Annotated in this window: 23 protein-coding genes; 8 read left to right on the top strand and 15 right to left on the bottom strand. The window is 59.5% G+C overall.

The features are described from left to right. Nucleotides 1–9 precede the first annotated feature (9 nt). The 4 genes from rplS to rpsP all read right to left on the bottom strand — a co-directional run bounded on the left by rplS (nucleotide 10) and on the right by rpsP (nucleotide 2,221). The gene (gene rplS, locus B9Z31_RS12675) at nucleotides 10–393 is read right to left on the bottom strand and encodes a 50S ribosomal protein L19 (RefSeq protein ID WP_062405559.1); all 384 of its coding nucleotides are present in this window, start codon (nucleotides 391–393) and stop codon (nucleotides 10–12) included. 116 nt (nucleotides 394–509) lie between these two features. Next, nucleotides 510–1,307: a tRNA (guanosine(37)-N1)-methyltransferase TrmD gene (gene trmD, locus B9Z31_RS12670; RefSeq protein ID WP_100119941.1), complete on the bottom strand. Its 798-nt coding sequence runs from the start codon at nucleotides 1,305–1,307 to the stop codon at nucleotides 510–512. A gap of 28 nt (nucleotides 1,308–1,335) precedes the next feature. Beyond that, nucleotides 1,336–1,953 (bottom strand): ribosome maturation factor RimM, encoded by a 618-nt coding sequence (rimM, locus tag B9Z31_RS12665; protein ID WP_100119940.1) that lies wholly within the window; start codon nucleotides 1,951–1,953, stop codon nucleotides 1,336–1,338. A 16-nt stretch (nucleotides 1,954–1,969) separates the two neighbouring features. Continuing rightward, on the bottom strand, nucleotides 1,970–2,221 hold the full coding sequence (gene rpsP, locus B9Z31_RS12660; protein WP_019430383.1) for a 30S ribosomal protein S16: 252 nt from the start codon (nucleotides 2,219–2,221) through the stop codon (nucleotides 1,970–1,972). 137 nt (nucleotides 2,222–2,358) lie between these two features. On the opposite strand from rpsP, the gene B9Z31_RS12655 reads away from it, so the two are divergent. Next, a complete protein-coding gene (locus tag B9Z31_RS12655; RefSeq protein WP_100119939.1) occupies nucleotides 2,359–2,880 on the top strand; it encodes a GNAT family N-acetyltransferase in 522 nt (173 codons plus the stop codon). Between the two features lie 8 nt (nucleotides 2,881–2,888). Continuing rightward, entirely contained in the window at nucleotides 2,889–3,335 is a 447-nt protein-coding gene (locus B9Z31_RS12650) for a hypothetical protein (protein WP_100119938.1), read from the top strand. A 78-nt stretch (nucleotides 3,336–3,413) separates the two neighbouring features. On the opposite strand, the gene B9Z31_RS12645 is transcribed toward B9Z31_RS12650, so the two are convergent. From B9Z31_RS12645 to B9Z31_RS12610, 8 genes are all read right to left on the bottom strand, one after another. Further along, nucleotides 3,414–4,427 carry an inorganic phosphate transporter gene (locus B9Z31_RS12645; RefSeq protein ID WP_100119937.1) on the bottom strand — a complete coding sequence of 338 codons (1,014 nt, stop codon included), beginning with the start codon at nucleotides 4,425–4,427 and terminating at the stop codon, nucleotides 3,414–3,416. Between the two features lie 21 nt (nucleotides 4,428–4,448). After that, a complete protein-coding gene (locus tag B9Z31_RS12640) occupies nucleotides 4,449–5,096 on the bottom strand; it encodes a DUF47 domain-containing protein (RefSeq protein ID WP_100119936.1) in 648 nt (215 codons plus the stop codon). A gap of 96 nt (nucleotides 5,097–5,192) precedes the next feature. After that, entirely contained in the window at nucleotides 5,193–5,555 is a 363-nt protein-coding gene (locus tag B9Z31_RS12635) for a DMT family protein (protein WP_100119935.1), read from the bottom strand. Continuing rightward, nucleotides 5,552–6,031, bottom strand: a complete 480-nt coding sequence (gene folK / locus B9Z31_RS12630; protein ID WP_100119934.1) for a 2-amino-4-hydroxy-6-hydroxymethyldihydropteridine diphosphokinase — start codon at nucleotides 6,029–6,031, stop codon at nucleotides 5,552–5,554. The genes B9Z31_RS12635 and folK overlap by 4 nt, the downstream gene beginning before the upstream one ends. 29 nt (nucleotides 6,032–6,060) lie before the next feature. Next, nucleotides 6,061–7,614: a polynucleotide adenylyltransferase PcnB gene (pcnB, locus tag B9Z31_RS12625; protein WP_100119933.1), complete on the bottom strand. Its 1,554-nt coding sequence runs from the start codon at nucleotides 7,612–7,614 to the stop codon at nucleotides 6,061–6,063. Next, a complete protein-coding gene (locus B9Z31_RS12620) occupies nucleotides 7,611–8,279 on the bottom strand; it encodes an HAD family phosphatase (protein WP_100119932.1) in 669 nt (222 codons plus the stop codon). The genes pcnB and B9Z31_RS12620 overlap by 4 nt, the downstream gene beginning before the upstream one ends. Then, nucleotides 8,276–8,962, bottom strand: coding sequence for a DnaA regulatory inactivator Hda (hda, locus tag B9Z31_RS12615; RefSeq protein ID WP_100119931.1), 687 nt, complete (start codon nucleotides 8,960–8,962; stop codon nucleotides 8,276–8,278). The genes B9Z31_RS12620 and hda overlap by 4 nt, the downstream gene beginning before the upstream one ends. Beyond that, the gene (locus B9Z31_RS12610) at nucleotides 8,959–10,050 is read right to left on the bottom strand and encodes an AI-2E family transporter (RefSeq protein WP_100120053.1); all 1,092 of its coding nucleotides are present in this window, start codon (nucleotides 10,048–10,050) and stop codon (nucleotides 8,959–8,961) included. Before B9Z31_RS12610 ends, hda begins: the two co-directional genes overlap by 4 nt. Before the next feature lie 158 nt (nucleotides 10,051–10,208). Here B9Z31_RS12610 and purM point away from each other — a divergent pair, with 158 nt between their 5' ends. Continuing rightward, nucleotides 10,209–11,261: a phosphoribosylformylglycinamidine cyclo-ligase gene (purM, locus tag B9Z31_RS12605; RefSeq protein ID WP_100119930.1), complete on the top strand. Its 1,053-nt coding sequence runs from the start codon at nucleotides 10,209–10,211 to the stop codon at nucleotides 11,259–11,261. A gap of 82 nt (nucleotides 11,262–11,343) precedes the next feature. Here the strand turns inward: purM and B9Z31_RS12600 are convergent, their stop codons facing one another. Continuing rightward, nucleotides 11,344–12,204: a SirB1 family protein gene (locus tag B9Z31_RS12600; RefSeq protein ID WP_100119929.1), complete on the bottom strand. Its 861-nt coding sequence runs from the start codon at nucleotides 12,202–12,204 to the stop codon at nucleotides 11,344–11,346. An 18-nt stretch (nucleotides 12,205–12,222) separates the two neighbouring features. After that, complete coding sequence (gene murJ, locus B9Z31_RS12595) at nucleotides 12,223–13,788, bottom strand: murein biosynthesis integral membrane protein MurJ (RefSeq protein WP_100119928.1); 1,566 nt, start codon at nucleotides 13,786–13,788, stop codon at nucleotides 12,223–12,225. 168 nt (nucleotides 13,789–13,956) lie between these two features. Between murJ and rpsT the strand changes: the two genes are divergently transcribed. After that, on the top strand, nucleotides 13,957–14,259 hold the full coding sequence (rpsT, locus tag B9Z31_RS12590; RefSeq protein WP_100119927.1) for a 30S ribosomal protein S20: 303 nt from the start codon (nucleotides 13,957–13,959) through the stop codon (nucleotides 14,257–14,259). A gap of 313 nt (nucleotides 14,260–14,572) precedes the next feature. Here rpsT and B9Z31_RS12585 read toward each other — a convergent pair whose 3' ends face one another. Then, the gene (locus B9Z31_RS12585; protein ID WP_100119926.1) at nucleotides 14,573–14,893 is read right to left on the bottom strand and encodes a DUF3579 domain-containing protein; all 321 of its coding nucleotides are present in this window, start codon (nucleotides 14,891–14,893) and stop codon (nucleotides 14,573–14,575) included. 186 nt (nucleotides 14,894–15,079) lie between these two features. On the opposite strand from B9Z31_RS12585, the gene B9Z31_RS12580 reads away from it, so the two are divergent. The 4 genes from B9Z31_RS12580 to kynB all read left to right on the top strand — a co-directional run bounded on the left by B9Z31_RS12580 (nucleotide 15,080) and on the right by kynB (nucleotide 18,223). Beyond that, nucleotides 15,080–16,282, top strand: a complete 1,203-nt coding sequence (locus tag B9Z31_RS12580; RefSeq protein WP_100119925.1) for an aspartate aminotransferase family protein — start codon at nucleotides 15,080–15,082, stop codon at nucleotides 16,280–16,282. Then, nucleotides 16,279–17,217 (top strand): ornithine carbamoyltransferase, encoded by a 939-nt coding sequence (argF, locus tag B9Z31_RS12575; RefSeq protein WP_100119924.1) that lies wholly within the window; start codon nucleotides 16,279–16,281, stop codon nucleotides 17,215–17,217. The genes B9Z31_RS12580 and argF overlap by 4 nt, the downstream gene beginning before the upstream one ends. Nucleotides 17,218–17,219: 2 nt before the next feature. Continuing rightward, entirely contained in the window at nucleotides 17,220–17,528 is a 309-nt protein-coding gene (locus B9Z31_RS12570; RefSeq protein ID WP_199174497.1) for a YkgJ family cysteine cluster protein, read from the top strand. A gap of 68 nt (nucleotides 17,529–17,596) precedes the next feature. After that, nucleotides 17,597–18,223, top strand: coding sequence for an arylformamidase (gene kynB / locus B9Z31_RS12565; protein ID WP_100119922.1), 627 nt, complete (start codon nucleotides 17,597–17,599; stop codon nucleotides 18,221–18,223). The last annotated feature ends 4 nt before the right edge of the window (nucleotides 18,224–18,227 follow it).

Below are 18,227 nucleotides of genomic sequence, written 5' to 3'. Positions count from 1 at the left end.
GAAAAGGCTTTACGCTTTGGCAGCAGGTGCTGCTTTGCGCTGAGGCAACTTTTCTTTGATACGTGCCGACTTGCCGCTGCGGTCACGCAGGTAGTACAGCTTGGCGCGGCGAACATCGCCACGACGCTTGACTTCAATGCTGGCGATCACAGGGCTGTAGGTTTGGAACGTACGTTCCACACCTTCGCCACTGGAGACCTTGCGCACAGTGAAGCCGCTGTTCAGGCCACGGTTACGCTTGGCAATCACAACACCTTCGTAGGCTTGGACACGCTTGCGCGCACCTTCCACCACGTTGACGCTGACGATCACGGTGTCGCCGGGGGCAAATTCAGGAATCACTTTACCCAGACGGGCAATTTCTTCCTGCTCAAGAGTTTGAATCAAATTCATTTTTTGAACTCCGTCCGATCATGCCTCGCTACACAAGGGGCGTTCTGTGCTGTAAAGGCCATGCATGTGCATGACTGAGCCAGATCGCGGCGGGTAGAGGATCGAAAAGCCTTTGATTATAGCTTTTTCGAGTCCGCACTGCTGCGAACAGCCGATGGGCCCTGCTCAAGCTGCTGGAGGAACGCTTCGTCCTGTCGACTGAGCTTGCCCGACAGACGCGCCTGCTCCAGCAATTGCGGCCGATGCAAGGCACTGATGCGCAAGCTTTCTTCGCGCCGCCAGCGCGCAATCTGGGCGTGATGGCCCGACATCAAGGCCGTGGGCACGGCACTGTCCTGCCAAACCTCAGGGCGGGTGTAGTGCGGACTGTCCAGCAAACCGTCCAATGCAGGGTTGAAGCTGTCTTGCTGGTGGCTGCCTTCGTCATTGAGGACACCGGGTTGCAAACGGGCGACGGCATCGAGCAGCGCCATGGCGGCAATTTCACCGCCAGAGAGCACAAAATCTCCCAGACTGATTTGCCGATCGACGTACTTGTCAATGAACCGCTGATCGACACCTTCATAGCGGCCACACAACAACACGGCCCCCGGGCTGCTCGACCACGACTCGACCACCGAATGGTTCAGCACCTGCCCAATGGGAGAAAACAACACCAAAGGGGCTGGATGGGCCTCTTGGCGCTCGGCACGTATCGCCGTCAGGCATTTGAACAAGGGCTCAGCCAACATGACCATGCCAGGGCCACCGCCAAAAGACCGGTCATCGACACGGCGGTAATTGCCTTCGGCGTGGTCGCGCGGATTCCACAAGCGCACATCGACCAAACCGCTTTCGTAAGCACGGCGGGTGATGCCACTCGTCATAAGCGGCGCAAAAAGCTCGGGAAACAGGGTGATGATGTCAAAGCGCATGGGGATGGCCCTCCACGGCCGGGGCCGCTCAGTAGTCGGGCTGCCAGTCGACTGTGATGCGCTTGGCGGACAGGTCAACGCCATCGACGAAGGCCGCCACAAACGGAATCATGCGCTCGACGGGTTTGGCGCCTTCGGTCTCAGAAGCGGCTTCAATGACCAACACGGTTTGTGGACCGGTGGACATGAGGTCGCGCACTTGGCCAAGATCAATGCCTTCACGGTTGAGCACTTGCAAGCCGATCAGATCGACCCAGTAGTACTCACCCTCTGCAGCGGTCGGAAAACTGGAGCGCGGAACAAAAATGCGTGCGCCGCGCAAAGCCTCGGCGGCGTTGCGGTCGTTGATGTCTTGGGCACAGGCGACCACGGTGTCCGAATGGTCTTTGACTTCCTTGAGGCACAACAGCAAAGGCTCGGTCCAAGCCACTTGTTCTGTTTTAGAGGCCGCCATTTCGGTCGCGCGTTGAGGTTTCATGGGCCGCTCGGGCGGCAACAAAAACCAGCGCTTGGCAGAAAAAAGCGCCTCGGGCGAGGCGCTGTGGGGCAAGACCTTGAACCAGCCTTTGATGCCCCAGGCATCGGTGATGCGTCCGATTTCGATGGCGTCAGCCGGCAGTGCGGCTGTTTCCAAAGGCGGACGCATGACCCGTGCGGACCAATCAGGCGGCAGCTTTGCCGGCTTGACGGATCAGGCGTTCCACGGTGGGGGAAGCCTGAGCACCCACGCTCTTCCAGTAGGTCAGGCGGTCTTGTGCAATGCGCAGGCCTTCTTCGCCACCTTTGGCTGTGGGGTTGTAGAAACCGATGCGCTCGAGGAAGCGACCATCGCGACGCACGCGCTTGTCAGCCACGACGATGTTGAAGAAAGGACGTGCTTTAGAGCCGCCGCGGTTCAAACGAATAACAACCATGATTTATCCTTGGGTGGTTGGGTATCTTGGGAACAATTGCCCAGATGCCCGGTATCCTTCAGCGTTTGAGACACGCAACTGGCCACCCGGCCAGTGACACACTGAAAAGCCCACCATTATACAACGGGAGCTCTGCCTTGCCACTCATCCGACCCAGCCGCGACGAAGATGTTGCGGCCATCACGGCCATTTACCGCCACCACGTGCTCACAGGGACTGGCACTTTCGAGATCGACCCGCCCTCTGAGGCCGACATGGCCAGCCGCCGCGCCGATGTGCTGTCCAAAGGTCTGCCCTACTTGGTGCTGGAAGACGAAGACCGAGTCATGGGATTTGCCTATTGCAATTGGTTCAAACCCCGCCCCGCCTACCGCTTTTCGGCCGAAGACTCCATTTACATGGCCCCCGATCTGCACCGCAAGGGCATGGGCCGCGCCCTGCTGGGCGAATTGTGCGCCCAGGCCGAACGCGCAGGGGTGCGCAAATTTTTGGCGGTGATTGGGGACTCGGCGAATGCAGGATCAATCGGCGTGCACAGCGCCGTGGGCTTCAGCCACGTAGGCATCCTCAAGTCATGCGGATGGAAATTTGACCGTTGGCTCGATGTCGTGATGATGGAAAAGCCTTTGGGCGCTGGCGACAGCTCGGCTCCGCAATAATCAAGCCGATGAAAAACAAAACCCTTGCAACTTGGCTGACTTTTTGGACGGGCCCATTGGGCCTGCACCGCTTTTACCTCTATGGCTTGACCGACACCTTAGGATGGCTGCTCCCTGTGCCCACAGCGCTGGGTTTATATGGCCTCGAGCGCGTGCAGAAGTTGGGCCAGGACGACACCCTCAGCTGGTTGCTGATCCCCTTGTTGGGTTTCACCATCGCAGGCTGCGCCCTCAATGCCATCGTGTATGGCCTGATGCCCATCGAAAAATGGAACGCCAAATTCAACCCGACCGCCGATGAACTGGCAGCTGCTGGCAGAACCCAGTGGGGCACCATCATTGGCACTGCCACAGCCTTGCTGCTAGGCACCACCGTCTTGATGGCCAGCTTGGTCTTCAGCTTACAACGTTACTTTGAATACCAGATCGAAGCGGCGCGCCTGATCAGCCAATAAAAAAGCCACCCGATGCTTTCATGCGGACGGCTTGGCTTGACCTGACAGCGCCCTAGTCCAACGCTGTCGGTTTGTACATCAGTCAAAAATCTGGAAGCTCACCCAATAGGCCAGCGCTGCAACAAAAGCGCTGGCAGGAATGGTCAATACCCAGGCCCAAATGATGTTGCCAGCGACTCCCCAACGCACGGCGCTGGCACGCTGGGTCGAGCCCACGCCCACAATGGCACCCGTGATGGTGTGCGTGGTGGATACGGGTATGCCCAAGGTGGTGGCCAAAAACAAGGTCATGGCACCACCCGTTTCGGCGCAAAACCCACCCACGGGTTTGAGTTTGGTGATTTTTTGACCCATCGTTTTGACAATGCGCCAGCCGCCAAACATGGTGCCCAAGCCAATCGCCATGTAACAAGAGACGATGACCCAGCCCGGAGGCGATGCATCAGCAGTGGTGGCATAACCGGTCGCAATCAAGAGCAACCAGATGATGCCGATGGTTTTTTGCGCATCGTTACCGCCATGGCCCAAGCTGTAAGCACCAGCAGATACAAGCTGCAAACGACGGAACCATTTATCCACCTTGGACGGTCTGGAACGTCGGAAAATATGGGCCACAGCCACCATCATCAAAGAGCCCAACAAGAAGCCAAGCAAGGGTGAAACAAAAATGAAAGCCACCGTTTTCATGATGCCCGTGGACACCAACGCACCGGCGCCCGCCTTGGCAATGACAGCGCCCACAATGCCGCCAATCAGGGCATGTGAAGAGCTGCTGGGAATGCCGTAAAACCAGGTGATGACGTTCCAAGTGATGGCCCCCAACAAGGCGCCAAACACCACATGGGTGTCCACGATGCCTGGCTGAACGATGCCCTTTCCCACCGTGGCAGCCACACTCAAATGGAAAATAAAGATGGCGATGAAGTTGAAAAAAGCGGCGAAGACCACTGCTTGGGCGGGCTTGAGCACCCCCGTGGAGACCACGGTCGCAATCGAGTTGGCTGCATCATGAAACCCATTCATGAAGTCAAAAATGAGCGCCAAGGCGACCAACAAAATCACCACCCACAAGGCCGCTTGTACGGTTTCCATACGTCAGGTTCCCGCGTTAGATCAGGAGTTCTCGAGGACGATGCCCTCGATCTGGTTGGCCACGTCTTCACACTTGTCGGTGATGGTTTCCAGCAGTTCGTAGATAGCTTTGAGCTTGATGATCTCGCGGACATCGGGCTCGTCGCGGAACAGCTTGCTCATGGCGCTGCGCATCACGCGGTCCGCATCGGACTCCAGGCGGTCAATCTCTTCACAAGTCTTCAAAGCGGCTTCGGCCACCGAGGGCTCGCCAATTTTGGCCAGTAGTTTGACCGCGTCCTGCACGCGCTCGCAGCACTTGACGGACAAATCGGTCAGACGGGTAATTTCTTCCGTCATGTGCCGCACGTCATACAGCGCCATGGTTTCCGCTGAGTCCTGGATCAGATCGGCCACATCGTCCATCAGGTTGATCAGGGCGTGAATTTGCTCACGGTCAATCGGGGTGATGAAGGTGGTGTGGATCAGGCGGTTCACTTCCTGGGTCACGCGGTCAGCGGCGTGCTCGGCGTTGTCCACATCGCGGTTGTATTTTTCACGCAGATGCACATCGTTGTAATTGGCCACCAAGTTGGAGAAGGCCCGTGCCGCTTCGACAATCCGGTCCGCGTGTTGGTTAAAGAGTTCGAAGAAGTTGCCTTCTTTGGGCAGCAATTTGCCAAACAGCATGGAAAAGCTCCTGGTAACGGTACAAAGTCAAATGTGACAAAGGTGTGACAGCAACGAGTTTAACCGTACAAAAACCAGGAATTGAGAACCCACGAATCAGGGGCTTCTGAAAATGAAATAAACCGCCCCCACCATGCACAAAGCGGCCCAAAGGTAATCCAACTTGAAAGGCTCTTTGAGGTAAAAAATCGCAAAAGGTACAAACACACTCAAAGTGATGACCTCTTGCATGATCTTCAGCTGTGCCACGCTCAATTGCGTATAACCGATGCGATTGGCCGGCACCTGGAACATGTATTCGAACAAGGCGATGCCCCAACTCACCAAGGCCGCGGCATACCAAGGGGCTGTGGACATGTTGCGCAGATGGCCATACCAGGCAAAAGTCATGAACACGTTGCTGGCCAGCAACAGCAAAATGGTCTGCAGGGACACGGGCAAACTGGTGAAAAAAGTCATGTGTGCGCCGCTCCATCGCGTTCGATAACTTGCCCCACCACACGGGCCATGTCTTCAGGCAACACACGCTGCGGCCACACATCGGCCAAGGGGTAAAGCACAAAAGCCCGCTCACGCCAGCGTGGGTGGGGCAGCGTCAGGCGGGGGCTGTGCATGCACGCATCGCCGTAAAACAACAGGTCCAAGTCCAGGCTGCGCGGTGCATTCACGTAGGGGCGCAAACGGCCCGCCTGGTGTTCGATGGCTTGCAAAGCATTCAGCACATCGGGGGCGGTCAAGCGCGTGTCGATGCGGGCCACCGCATTGATGAAGTCGGGCCCCTGTGCTTCATGGGGCGCTGTGCGGTAAAGCACGGAGCGGCCTGTGAGCTCCATGCCGGGCCAACTGGCCAGTGCCTCGAAGGCCTGCAGCACCGCCGCACGGGCATCGCCCAGATTGGCCCCTAAGGCCACACAGGCGGTGACTGGGTCTCGCAAGATCGCCCCTCGTGAATCAGATCACAGGCTCAAGCGGCGCTGCCGCCGTCGCCAGCCTGATCCCCCGCGGCGCCGGGCTTGCGGCGACGGCGGCGGCGTTTTTTGACTGCACCGTCCTCGCTGCCTTCAGCGTCTGCGGCAGGACGGCTCTCGGCTGGCGCAGGCGCGCCTTCGGGCCGGGGTGCTCGGCGCACGCGGGGCTTGGCCGCTTGCGAGGCCTGCTGCTCGGCCTTGGCCGCCTGCACCAGATCTTCGCGCTCTGCATCGCTGGCCATGCTGAACTCTTGCCACCAGTCGGCCAGGCGAATATCCACCTCATCAATGTCCGCGCGCAGGCGCAAAAAGTCGAAGCCCGCACGAAAGCGTGGCTGCTCCACCAAGCCAAAAGGTGTGCTGCCCACGCGCTTTTCAAAGCGCGGCTGCATCATCCAGATCTCGCGCATGTCAGCCGCCAGCTTGCCCCGGCCAGACACATCGCCGATGCGGGCGTCAAACACCTCGTCGATCGCATCCTGCAAAGCCGGGTGTGGGTGCTCTTTGCGGGCCAGGCGTTTGGCCCAGCCTTCGCGCACATCGGCCCACAGAACGCAAGCGAGCAAAAAGCTCGGCGCCACGGGCTTGCCCTCGCCCACGCGGCGGTCGGTGTCGGCCAGAGCGACTTGCACAAAAGCGCTGTCGGCCCGCTCCACCACCACATCCAGCAGGGGGTAAATGCCGGTGGCCAGTTCCAGGTTCTTCAACTGGGCGATCGAGGCCAAGGCGTGCCCGGTTTGCAAGAGCTTGAGCATCTCGTCAAACAATCGGCTTTGCGGCACATCGGCCAGCAAAGCGGCCGAGGTCGTCAGGGGCTTGGCGGTTTTGGCTTCGAGCTTGAAGCCCAGTGGGCTGAGCTTGGCGGCAAATCGCACGGCGCGGATGATGCGCACCGGGTCTTCGCGGTAACGCGCCACCGGGTCACCGATCATGCGCAAAACGCGTTTTTTAGCGTCCTGAATGCCGCCGTGGTAATCCACCACGATTTGCGACTCAGGGTCGTAGTACATGGCGTTCACTGTGAAGTCGCGGCGCGTGGCGTCTTCGTCTTGCGGACCCCAGACGTTGTCACGCAGCACTCGCCCGGAGGAGTCCACCGCATGCTGCATGCCTTCGAGCTGGCGCTTGCTCGTGCGCTCGTTGCCTTTGACCTGTTCAGCAGCCACGTTGTCCAAATGCGCCCGGAAGGTGGAGACCTCGATCACCTCGTTGTCGCGCCCGCGGCCGTAGACCACGTGCACGATGCGAAAGCGCCGCCCAATGATGAAAGCACGGCGAAACAGGCCCTTGACCTGCTCGGGCGTGGCGTTGGTGGCCACATCAAAATCTTTGGGGCGCAAACCCAGCAGCAAGTCACGCACCGCGCCACCCACCACATACGCCTCGAATCCGGCCTGCTGCAAAGTACGTGTGACGTTGATGGCCCGTTCGTCCACCAAGTTGGGGTCGATGCCGTGCACAGACGCGGGCACCTCGGTGCGGCGGCCAAAGTGGGGTTTGCTGCTCTTGGGTGTTTTGCCCATCAGCTTGTCGATGAATTGTTTGATCATTCTTGAAAGAGGTCGAGGATACGCCAGCCACGTTCAGTGGCCAATTGACGCAACCGAGCGTCAGGGTTCGTTGCCACCGGATGGTGGGCTTTTTCCAGCAGTGGCAGGTCGTTCATGGAGTCCGAGTAGAACGTCATCTCCACGTCGCCCCAGGCCAGGCCTTTTTGGCTCAGCCAATGCGCCACCCGAGTGACTTTACCCTCGCGAAAAGAGGGTGTCCCCCGGATTTCGCCTGTGATCCAACCGCTGGAATCACGCTCGAGGTCCACAGCGATCAACTCGCTCACACCGAAGGCCTGGGCAATCGGGCGGGTCACAAACTCATTGGTGGCCGTCACGATCATGACCGTATCGCCGGCCTGCTGGTGCGATCGTACCAGTGCAAGCGCCTCGGGCGTGATGCGCGGCCGGATCACTTCGTCCATGTACCGGGCATGCGCCTGGGCCGCCTCGCTCGCGCCGCGTTCGCGGGCAGCGCGCGTGGCAAAGCGCACATAGTCATGAATGTCCAGCGTACCCGCTTGGTAGTGGGCGTAGAACTCGTCGTTGCGTTGGCCGAAGAGCACCGGGTCGGTCCACCCCATCTCGGTGGTGAACACGCCCCAAGTGTGGTCAGAGTCCAATGGCAACAAGGTATGGTCCAAGTCAAACAGCGCGAGTTTCATTCGTTCTCCAGCATCGCGCGCACCAGCGGAATGGTCAGGGCACGTTGCGTTTGCAAAGCATATTGATCCAAGTGGTCCAGCAACTGCATCAGACTGCCCAAATCACGCGAAAAGCGCTTGAGCATGTACGACATGACTTCGTCGCTCAAAAACAGGCCGCGGGCATCGGCCTCTTGGCGCAGCACGGCGCGGCGCTCGGACTCGCCCAGTACCTGCAGGGCATCGATGTGGCCCCAGCCCAAACGGCTGCGCAAGTCGTCGCGCAGCTTCAGATCGGCCGGCGGCACAGCACCGGCGGCCAAAACCCAGCGCGGCGAACCGCTGCGGGGCGTGAGCGCGTTGACAAACCAGTTGAAGGCGGTGTGCTGCTGCTCGGCGTTGTACAGGTGCACATCGTCCATCAGCACGGCGGCCCAGTCGTCCTTGAACTCGGGCGGGTCCATGGTGTGGGCATCCAGCCAGCCGACTTGAGCGCCTTGCTCTTTGAGCGCATGGTGAACCGCGTGCAACAAATGGGTTTTGCCCGAACCGCTCTCACCCCATAAATAGCTGGGCACCGGAGAGCGACTGCTGGAAGATGTCCACAACCGCAGGTGGCTCAGTGCCGCCTCATTGGGGCCTGCAAAGAAATTGCCAAGGGTGGGCGTCGATGCCAAGCCAATGTCCAAAGCCAGCTGCTTCATGCCTGATCAGGCCCTTGCTCAGCCATGCCTGAACCGCTTTTTTGATACAACTGGCTGTGCAGGTATTGGTGGCGCAGTCGACGCAAGGCCACCAGCAACACCGCACTGGCAGGAAGGGCCATCAAGACGCCCACAAAACCCAAAACTTGCCCAAATGCCATCAAGGCCAAAATGACGGCCAGCGGATGCAGGCCAATACGCTCGCCGACCAATCGCGGCGTCAGCACAAAACTTTCGATCAACTGACCCAAGCCGAACACCACGGCCACCATGACCAGGGCCTGCGCCGAAGCAAATTGCAACAAGCCAGCCAGCAGCGCCAGCAACAAACCCAAGCCAAAACCCAAGTAGGGCACAAACACGGCCAGACCGGTGAACACGCCGATGGGCAGGGCCAAATCGAGGCCGAACAGCTTGAGTCCGGTCGAATAAAAAATCGCCAATGCCAGCATCACCAACAACTGTCCCCGCAAATATTCGCCCAACACCTGGTCACAGTCGTGCATGAAGCCATCGAAGCGCCCGCGCCAAGAGGGCGGGACCAATTCGAGCACGCTGTTGACCATGCGCGTCCAGTCATGCAGCATGTAAAAAAGTGCGACCGGCACCAAGACCGCATACCCAGCAACAGCCAAAGCCACACTGCCCCCCAACTTAAGGGACGACATGAGCGGCGCCCACCAGTCTTCGCGGTTGGCGCTCAAATAATTCACCAAATGGGATTTGAGGTCACGCAAATCCAAAGACACATTCAGCCCCATCTGGGCCAGCAAAGGGTTGATGGCGTTGTCCAATCGGTCCAGCAACAGGGGCAACTGCTGCTGGAGCAAAGGCCATTCGCGCACCAAAATCGGAATCAAAAGCAACAAAATGCCGAGCAAGGCGAGCAGCGCCAACGCTTCAATGAGCACCACCGCCATGGCCCGAGGCAGTCGGCCTTGGGTCCAGCCTTCCAGCCGGAGCACCAAGGGGTGAAGGACATAGGCCAATACAGCGGCAATGACAAAAGGCGCCAGCACGGGAGCCAGCAACCAAAAAATCAGCGCAGCGACCATGGCCACGCCCAGCCATGCGGCCAAGCGGGTCATCAAAAATGGCAAAGGTGCTTGCAAGTGGGGCTCGTCTTTGGCGTGGTGGGATTTCAAGCGGTCAGGGTCAACCCTTAAAATAGACCCTGATTTTAGTCTGCCAGCCCGTTTATTGGCCTTTCCTTCTCTATTTACATGCCCCAAGTCGGGCAAAAACCATGAGCCAAACTCCCCTTTCCTACAAAGACGCAGGCGTCGACATCGTTGCAGGTGATGCCCTGGTCGAGCGCATCAAACCTTTGGCCAAGAAAACCATGCGTGAAGGCGTGTTGGCCGGCATCGGCGGTTTTGGTGCTTTGTTTGAAGTGCCCAAGCGCTTCAAAGAGCCTGTGCTGGTCAGTGGCACGGACGGCGTGGGCACCAAACTCAAGCTCGCTTTTGAGTGGAACATGCACGACACCGTGGGCATCGACTTGGTGGCCATGAGCGTGAACGACGTGCTGGTGCAAGGGGCTGAGCCCCTTTTCTTTTTGGATTACTTCGCCTGCGGCAAGCTGGACGTGGACACGGCAGCGGCCGTGGTGGGTGGCATTGCCAAGGGCTGCGAGTTGTCAGGTTGCGCCCTGATCGGCGGCGAAACGGCCGAGATGCCTGGCATGTACCCTGCAGGCGAATACGATTTGGCGGGTTTTGCGGTCGGTGCGGTCGAAAAGTCGAAAATCCTCACGGGCCAGAATGTGAAAGCTGGCGACGTGGTGCTGGGACTGGCTTCGAGCGGTGTGCACTCCAACGGTTTCAGCTTGGTGCGCAAATGCATCGAACGCGCGGGCAGCAACGCGCCAACGACCCTCGACGGCAAGCCTTTCAAACAAGCCCTGATGGCGCCCACCCGCTTGTATGTGCTGAATGTGTTGGACGCTTTGGCCAAACACCCGAACACGGACGAAGCCTCGGGCATCAAGGCCCTGGCCCACATCACAGGCGGTGGCTTGCTCGAAAACATTCCCCGCGTACTGCCCGATGGCCTGGCCGCTCACCTGCAAAAAGGCAGCTGGCCGCAGACGGAACTCTTTGCTTGGCTGCAAACCACGGCAGGCATCGACGACACAGAAATGAACCGCACTTTCAACAACGGCATCGGCATGGTGGTGGTGGTGGGCGCGGCCCATGCCGACAACTGCGCTGCCACCTTGCGCGCCGCGGGTGAGCAGGTCTACACGATTGGCCGCATTGCAGCCCAAGGTGACGGGGCTCAGGTGGTGGTGGCTTGAGCTGGCCCTTCGGCGTCGGTGCGCCATGGCTGACGCATCGCAACACCGCTGGGTAAGGGCGGGCCCAGTGCTTGGCCCGTGCTCAAAGCGCGGCGAGTTCAGACACCCTGTTTTTCAGCGCCACGGTGTCTGGCGCGGCAGGCTCGGCTTCCAGATAAACACGCAAATCCTGTAAGGCTTCATGCACATGCCCCAACTCGGCATGCACCAAACCCCGGTCTCGCCGCTCTGTCCAGACCTCTGGCAACAAAACCACCAGACGGTCGAGCACCTGCAGCATGCGTGGCCAATCTTCCTGTGATCGGAAGATTTCTTTCAAATTGCGCAGCATGCGGGCCAGCACATCACGGGCCGGGCAAGCTTGCAAATACAAGCCCAAAGGCGTTTCACCTTCGTCCAAATCGGCCGAAGCCACCCGGTCCGCGGGATCACGGTACGGACTCAACCGCTCTGACAAGTTGTCCAGACCCAAAGATTCACCCGTCAGCGGATCGAGGACGACCAAGCCATCATTCAGGGTCACTTTGACCAGGAAGTGGCCTGGGAAGGAAATGCCCTGCGCTTGCAGCCCCAGGGACTGGGCCAATTCCAGCCACAACACAGCCAAAGAAATCGGTATGCCCCGGCGTGTTCGAAGAACCTCATTCAAATAGCTGTTTTCAGGCGCGTAGTAATCATTGGCGTTGGCTCCAAAGCCCAGTTCTTGGTAAAAGACCTGGGTCAAAATGGCCATTTGGGTCAAGTCATCGGCATCTTCAGGCAGGCGTGCCTGGACCCGCCGCAGCAAACGCGCCACATCGTCCAGCACGTGTTGCACATCCAAACTCGGCTCTTCGTCTTGCGCCAAGCTGGCCGCCGCTTCCAGCAGTGGGAAATGGGCGTCGCTTTGCACCAGACTGGCAAAGTAATCGAGCGGGGTGGGCGATGACAAATTCAACAACATGGCGATTCCGAATGCTTGTCAGCGTTTGAGAAAGGCTTTGAGCCGCAAACCTGTGGCCCACAAGACCCCAAAGTAAAGCAAGGCCGAACACAGCAAAACGCCCAACATCCAGCCGATGCGCAGCCAAGCCTCTTGGCGCATGGCCACCCAGGGCAAATGGTTCGCTGCGAACCACAGCAAGCCGGTCAACAAGGCGGTAGCCAGCAGCACCTGCAAACCAAAACGCCACCAGCCGGGCTGTGGCTTGTAGCTCCCCCGGCGCAGCAGGCCCACCAACAACCACAAGGCGTTGACCAACGCCCCCAAACCAATGGACAAGGCCAGCCCGGCATGGGCCAGATAGGGCACCAGCAACACGTTGAGAATTTGGGTCAGTACCAGCACCGCCACCGCAATGCGCACCGGGGTGCGAATGTCCTGACTGGCGTAATAACCCGGCGCCAACACCTTGATGGCCACCAAGCCCAGCAAACCGACGCCGTAGCCGGTCAGGGCCAAGGTGGTTTGCTGCACATCGCGGTCGGTGAAGGCCCCATAGTGGTAGAGCACCGACACCAGCGGCTGCGAAAACACCAACAAAGCCGCCGCGCACGGCAAAGCCAGCAGCAGCACCAAACGCAAGCCCCAGTCGAGCATGGCGGCGTAACGCTCGCTGTCGCCCGTGGCTTTGGCTGCGGCCAGTTGCGGCATCAGCACCACGCCCAGCGCCACGCCCAAAATGGCGGTCGGGAACTCCATCAAACGGTCGGCATAGGTCAACCAGCTGACGCTGCCGGGCGCCAGGTGCGAGGCGATCTGGGTGTTGATGAGCAAGGAAATTTGGGCCACGCCCACGCCCAACAAGGCCGGGCCCATCAGGCGCAGGATGTTCAAGGTGGCGGGGTTGGTCCAAGCCTTTTTGACGGCGCGGGGCCGAACGCCCAACCGTGGCAACAAACCCAGCCGGGCCAAGGCCGGAATTTGCACCGCCAACTGCAAAACGCCACCCACCATCACGCCCACGGGCAAGGCATAGATGGCCTCCACCCCCTGCTGGGCCAACCAGGGCGACAAGAACCAGGCCGCGGCGATCACGCTGACATTCAGCAGCACGGGCGTGGCCGCAGGCACTGCAAAACGCTTCCAGGTGTTCAAAATGCCGGCCGACAACGCCACCATGGACATGAAGGCGATGTAGGGGAACATCCAGCGCGTCATGTTCACGGCCGCGCTGTAACCGCGCGCGTCTTGCTGCAAGCCGCTGGCCAAAGCCCACACCAGCCAAGGCGAAACCAGCACCCCCAACACAGACAGCGCCAGCACGGACCAAGCCAGCGCTGTGGCCACGCTGTCGATCACCTCCTTGGTGGCTTCATCGCCATATTGGGCACGGTTGGCGGCCAAAACCGGCACAAAGGCCTGGCTGAAGGCCCCTTCAGCGAACAGCCGACGAAACAGGTTGGGGATTCGGAACGCCACATTGAAGGCATCGGTCAGTGCACTGGCACCGAACAAAGAGGCCATCAGCAACTCGCGCACCAAACCCGTCACCCGGGAGGCCAGGGTGAAAATCGACACAACAGAGGCAGAACGTAAAAGGCTCACAGTGGGCGAGTGTAGCGGCCACTTTGCTCGCTCCAAAGCGCCTGCCCGGGCACGGTCATGCCCAAGCCACAGGAGTAGGGTGCAATGGGCGGGTCAAAAAGCGGCGTCGGCTCTGCTAGAATGTTGGGTTCGCTGGACATCATCCTCAGACACTGAAAGAATTTTTATATGGCATCCGCTAAACCCAAAAAGAAAAACCCCCGTCTTGCTTCCGGCCGTAAACGCGTCCGTCAAGACATCAAAATCAACGCTGCGAACTCTTCGCTGCGCTCCAAATACCGCACTGCTGTGAAAAACGTTGAAAAAGCCGTTGCAGCGGGCGACAAAGCCAAAGCCACAGAGTTGTTTGCCAAAATGCAAACCGTGGTGGACATCATTGCCGACAAAGGCATCTTCCACAAAAACAAGGCTGCTCGTGACAAGAGCCGTCTGAGCGCCAAAGTCAAGACTTTGGCCCTCGCCGCAGCCTGATCCGCTCCAACAGATCAACAGCCCGGCGAGGCCCAGTCCTCGCTGCCGTTTGAAACGGGTGCGCTGTCCGCGAACACTGAACCGCCTTGGTGCAAACCTTGGCGGTTTTTTCATGCCTCATCGGCAACTTGATGTTGGTATTGGGCATTTGGCGAAGGCTGAGTTGGTGCCATCGCCGGGCTCCTCATGACTCGCTTCGCTCGTAAAAATCATCGCCCGGCGATGGCCCCAGCTCAGCGAGGTTCATCAGTTCCAACTCCCAAGAACTCGGGACCCATAAAAAAACCGCACAAAAGCGGTTGCTTGTGCAGTCTTATTTTCGAGGGGGAAGATCGGGCAACAAACAGGCTTCGGCCACTTGCAAGCCATTGTCGCGGGCAAAATTCATCACAAAATCCCAGGCCATGACGTCGTGATCGCGTAAATCATGGTGCACCACCACACATTTGACGTTGCCCATCGTGGTGGGAATGCACCAAGGCGAATAACTCAGGTGGCTGCCGGGAACGGCACCGCCGGGACGAAACTGGCTCATCACACCTGCCAAACGTTCAGCCCAGTCGCTGGGCCTGAATGTCTTTCCGTCCTGGGTGATGCCCTGAATGAAGACTTCTTTGGCAGAGTTGGAGACCATCGGATAGAGGTATAGGAGTGTTGGCGAAAAGCACCGGGATCACCGCTGCTTTTCTTGTGAAAGTATTGTATCTTATATAAGACTTCAGACTTGTGACAGCGGACATCCCAGCGTCACGCAAAGCCTCTAAAATATTCTCTTACCGGCCCTACAACATGGGCCGATTTTTATTGCAGGAGTTCACGCATGTCCGCTCACATTGAAGCCGCCTCACCGCACACCATGAACACCTATGGCCGACTGCCCATCGCACTCAGCCATGGTCAGGGTTGCCGAGTTTGGGACGTCAATGGCAAGCAGTACCTGGATGCCCTCGCCGGCATCGCGGTGAACACATTGGGTCACAACCACCCCGACCTGGTGCCCGCCCTGCAAGACCAGCTCGGCAAGATGATCCACAGCTGCAACTACTTCCATGTGCCCAACGCGGAAGTATTGGCGGCCAAACTGGTCGAACTGTCGGGCATGACCAATGTGTTTTTTTGCTGTACGGGCCTTGAAGCCAACGAGGCAGCGATCAAGCTCGCACGCAAATACGGCCACGACAAGGGCATCGACAAACCCGAAATCGTGGTTTATGAAAAAGCTTTCCATGGCCGCAGCATCGCCACCCTGAGCGCCACCGCCAACGAAAAGCTGAAAAAAGGCTTTGGCCCCATGCTCGAAGGCTTTGTGCGCGTGCCGGTCAACGACATCGAAGCCCTGAAAAAAGCCACCGAAGGCAATCCGAATGTGGTGGCGGTGTTCATGGAAACCATCCAGGGCGAAGGCGGCATCAACCCGATGCGCATCGAATACCTGCAGCAAGTGCGCGCCCTGTGCGACCAAAAAGACTGGCTGATGATGATTGACGAGGTGCAGTGCGGCATGGGCCGCACGGGCAAATGGTTTGCCCACCAGTGGGCTGGCATCGTGCCCGACGTGATGCCACTGGCCAAGGGCTTGGGCTCAGGCGTGCCGATTGGCGCGGTGGTGGCTGGCCCCAAGGCGGCCAACATCTTCCAGCCCGGCAACCACGGCACCACGTTTGGCGGCAACCCGCTGGCCATGCGCGCGGGTGTTGAAACCATCCGCATCATGGAAAAAGACGGCCTGATGGCCAATGCCGCAAAAGTGGGCGCACATTTGCACGGGGCACTGGATCAGGCACTGAAGGGCGTGGCAGGCGTCAAGGAAGTGCGCGGCCAGGGCCTGATGCTGGGCATTGAACTGGACCGGCCATGTGGCCCAATCTGGAGCCGCGCTGCAGAAGCTGGACTGCTGCTGAGCGTGACCGCCGACAGCGTGATCCGCCTGGTGCCGCCACTGGTCATGACCGAAGCCGAAGCGGACGAGGTGGTCGCGATTTTGGTGCCCCTGATCACCACCTTTTTGGCAGAAACCGCATGAGCCAGTCCCCACCCGTGCCCGTGCGGCACTACCTGCAGTTCACCGATCTGACCGCCGACGAGTACGCGCATGTGTTCGCCCGCGCCGCCGAGATCAAACGCAAATTCAAAGCTTACGAAAAATACCACCCGCTGGCCGACCGCACGCTGGCCATGATTTTCGAAAAAGCCAGCACCCGCACCCGCGTGAGCTTTGAGGCAGGCATGTACCAGCTGGGTGGCTCGGTGGTCCATCTGACCACAGGCGACAGCCAGCTGGGCCGCTCCGAGCCCATCGAGGACAGCGCCCGCGTGATCAGCCGCATGACCGATTTGGTCATGATCCGCACCTATGGCCAAGACAAAATCGTGCGCTTTGCCTCGCACTCGCGTGTGCCCGTCATCAACGGCCTGACCAACGAATACCACCCCTGCCAGATCATGGCCGACATCTTCACCTACATCGAGCACCGAGGTGCGATTGCAGGCAAAGTGGTGGCCTGGGTGGGAGATGGCAACAACATGGCCAACACCTGGCTGCAAGCGGCCGAACTGCTGGGCTTCACCGTGCACCTGAGCACGCCCAGCGGCTACGAGGTGGACCAAAGCGTGGCCGGTTTGCGCAGCGCCGATGGCTACAAAATTTTCCAGAATCCGCAAGACGCCTGCCGAGGTGCCGATTTGGTCACGACCGACGTTTGGACCAGCATGGGCTACGAGGCCGAGAACGAAGTGCGCAAAAAGGCCTTTGCCGACTGGTGCGTGGACGAAGCCATGATGCAAGTGGCCAAGCCCGACGCCCTGTTCATGCACTGCTTGCCCGCACACCGGGGCGAAGAGGTCAGCGCCGAAGTCATTGACGGCCCCCAATCGGTGGTCTGGGATGAAGCCGAAAACCGCATGCATGTGCAAAAAGCACTCATGGAGTTTTTGCTGTTGGGCCGTGTGAACGCCTGAGCATGTCTGGCTGCACCACCTGCGGCGCTTGCTGCGTGAGCTTCAGGGTGGACTTTTCCGTGTACGAATACGAAGAAGGGGGCGGTGCGGTGCCTGCTGGGTTGGCCTCGCCCATCACCGAGCACACCTGCCGCATGCGCGGCACCGACCACAGCCCGCCGCGCTGCGCAGCGCTGTATGGCAAGACCGGTGAAAAAGCCATTTGCGGCATTTACGAATGGCGACCCTCGCCCTGCCGAGAGTTTGAAGAAGGCAGCCCCGCTTGCGCGCAAGCGCGCCGCCGCCAGGGTCTGCCTGCGCTGAACGTCTGAAGTCTTTTTGATCGGTGTTGGAAATAACCGACACCACGGTTTTTTGTGGGGTGCTACCTTCGCACACCATGAAAAAAATTTGGGACATCTCACCCCCTGTCGATGCGCAAAGCCCGGTCTTTCCGGGCGACACACCCTACACCCAGCAATGGGCAGCCACGCTGTCGGACAGCTGCCCGGTCAACGTGAGCGCCATCACACTGTCACCGCATGTGGGGGCGCATGCCGATGCCCCCTTGCACTACGACCCGCAAGGCGCGGCCGTGGGCGCTTTGGACCTGCGGCCCTTTCTGGGCCGCTGCCGCGTCATCCACGCCCTCGATGCCGCCCCCTTGATCACCATCGCCCACCTGGCACACGCCCTGAACGACGTGCCCGAGCGCCTGCTGGTGCGCACCTACCGCCAGTTCCCGCACGCACAATTCGATGCCCAACTCACCGCCTTTGCCCCTGCCACCGTGCAACACCTGGCCGACCTGGGCGTGCTGCTGATCGGCACCGACAGCGCCAGCATTGACCCGGCTGACAGCCAAGCCTTGCCCAGCCACCAAGCCATCCGCCAGCGCGGCCTGCGCGTGCTGGAAAACCTGTTGCTCGACGACGTGCCCGAGGGCGATTACGAGCTGATCGCCCTGCCCCTCAAACTCATGAGCGCCGACGCCAGCCCTGTGCGTGCGGTCTTGCGCGAACTTTGAGCCC

It is taken from the genome of Limnohabitans sp. G3-2, assembly GCF_002778275.1.
GTDB lineage: Bacteria > Pseudomonadota > Gammaproteobacteria > Burkholderiales > Burkholderiaceae_C > Limnohabitans_A.
Note: the sequence above shows the minus strand (reverse complement) of the source record. Positions and strands in the feature narration are given on the sequence as shown.

What these genes read in the sequence shown, in the direction of transcription:
- trmD (WP_100119941.1), bottom strand. Translation starts at nt 1,307, where the DNA reads ATGCGCTTTGACATCATCACCCTGTTTCCCGAGCTTTTTGCGCCGCTT.
- rpsP (WP_019430383.1), bottom strand. Translation starts at nt 2,221, where the DNA reads ATGGTTGTTATTCGTTTGAACCGCGGCGGCTCTAAAGCACGTCCTTTC.
- hda (WP_100119931.1), bottom strand. Translation starts at nt 8,962, where the DNA reads ATGAAGCAGCTGGCTTTGGACATTGGCTTGGCATCGACGCCCACCCTT.
- kynB (WP_100119922.1), top strand. Translation starts at nt 17,597, where the DNA reads ATGAAAAAAATTTGGGACATCTCACCCCCTGTCGATGCGCAAAGCCCG.
- B9Z31_RS12610 (WP_100120053.1), bottom strand. Translation starts at nt 10,050, where the DNA reads ATGACCCGCTTGGCCGCATGGCTGGGCGTGGCCATGGTCGCTGCGCTG.
- pcnB (WP_100119933.1), bottom strand. Translation starts at nt 7,614, where the DNA reads ATGATCAAACAATTCATCGACAAGCTGATGGGCAAAACACCCAAGAGC.
- B9Z31_RS12635 (WP_100119935.1), bottom strand. Translation starts at nt 5,555, where the DNA reads ATGACTTTTTTCACCAGTTTGCCCGTGTCCCTGCAGACCATTTTGCTG.
- B9Z31_RS12570 (WP_199174497.1), top strand. Translation starts at nt 17,220, where the DNA reads ATGTCTGGCTGCACCACCTGCGGCGCTTGCTGCGTGAGCTTCAGGGTG.
- B9Z31_RS12580 (WP_100119925.1), top strand. Translation starts at nt 15,080, where the DNA reads ATGTCCGCTCACATTGAAGCCGCCTCACCGCACACCATGAACACCTAT.
- rplS (WP_062405559.1), bottom strand. Translation starts at nt 393, where the DNA reads ATGAATTTGATTCAAACTCTTGAGCAGGAAGAAATTGCCCGTCTGGGT.
- B9Z31_RS12645 (WP_100119937.1), bottom strand. Translation starts at nt 4,427, where the DNA reads ATGGAAACCGTACAAGCGGCCTTGTGGGTGGTGATTTTGTTGGTCGCC.
- rpsT (WP_100119927.1), top strand. Translation starts at nt 13,957, where the DNA reads ATGGCATCCGCTAAACCCAAAAAGAAAAACCCCCGTCTTGCTTCCGGC.
- B9Z31_RS12640 (WP_100119936.1), bottom strand. Translation starts at nt 5,096, where the DNA reads ATGCTGTTTGGCAAATTGCTGCCCAAAGAAGGCAACTTCTTCGAACTC.
- B9Z31_RS12585 (WP_100119926.1), bottom strand. Translation starts at nt 14,893, where the DNA reads ATGGTCTCCAACTCTGCCAAAGAAGTCTTCATTCAGGGCATCACCCAG.
- B9Z31_RS12620 (WP_100119932.1), bottom strand. Translation starts at nt 8,279, where the DNA reads ATGAAACTCGCGCTGTTTGACTTGGACCATACCTTGTTGCCATTGGAC.
- argF (WP_100119924.1), top strand. Translation starts at nt 16,279, where the DNA reads ATGAGCCAGTCCCCACCCGTGCCCGTGCGGCACTACCTGCAGTTCACC.
- purM (WP_100119930.1), top strand. Translation starts at nt 10,209, where the DNA reads ATGAGCCAAACTCCCCTTTCCTACAAAGACGCAGGCGTCGACATCGTT.
- rimM (WP_100119940.1), bottom strand. Translation starts at nt 1,953, where the DNA reads ATGCGTCCGCCTTTGGAAACAGCCGCACTGCCGGCTGACGCCATCGAA.
- B9Z31_RS12600 (WP_100119929.1), bottom strand. Translation starts at nt 12,204, where the DNA reads ATGTTGTTGAATTTGTCATCGCCCACCCCGCTCGATTACTTTGCCAGT.
- B9Z31_RS12650 (WP_100119938.1), top strand. Translation starts at nt 2,889, where the DNA reads ATGAAAAACAAAACCCTTGCAACTTGGCTGACTTTTTGGACGGGCCCA.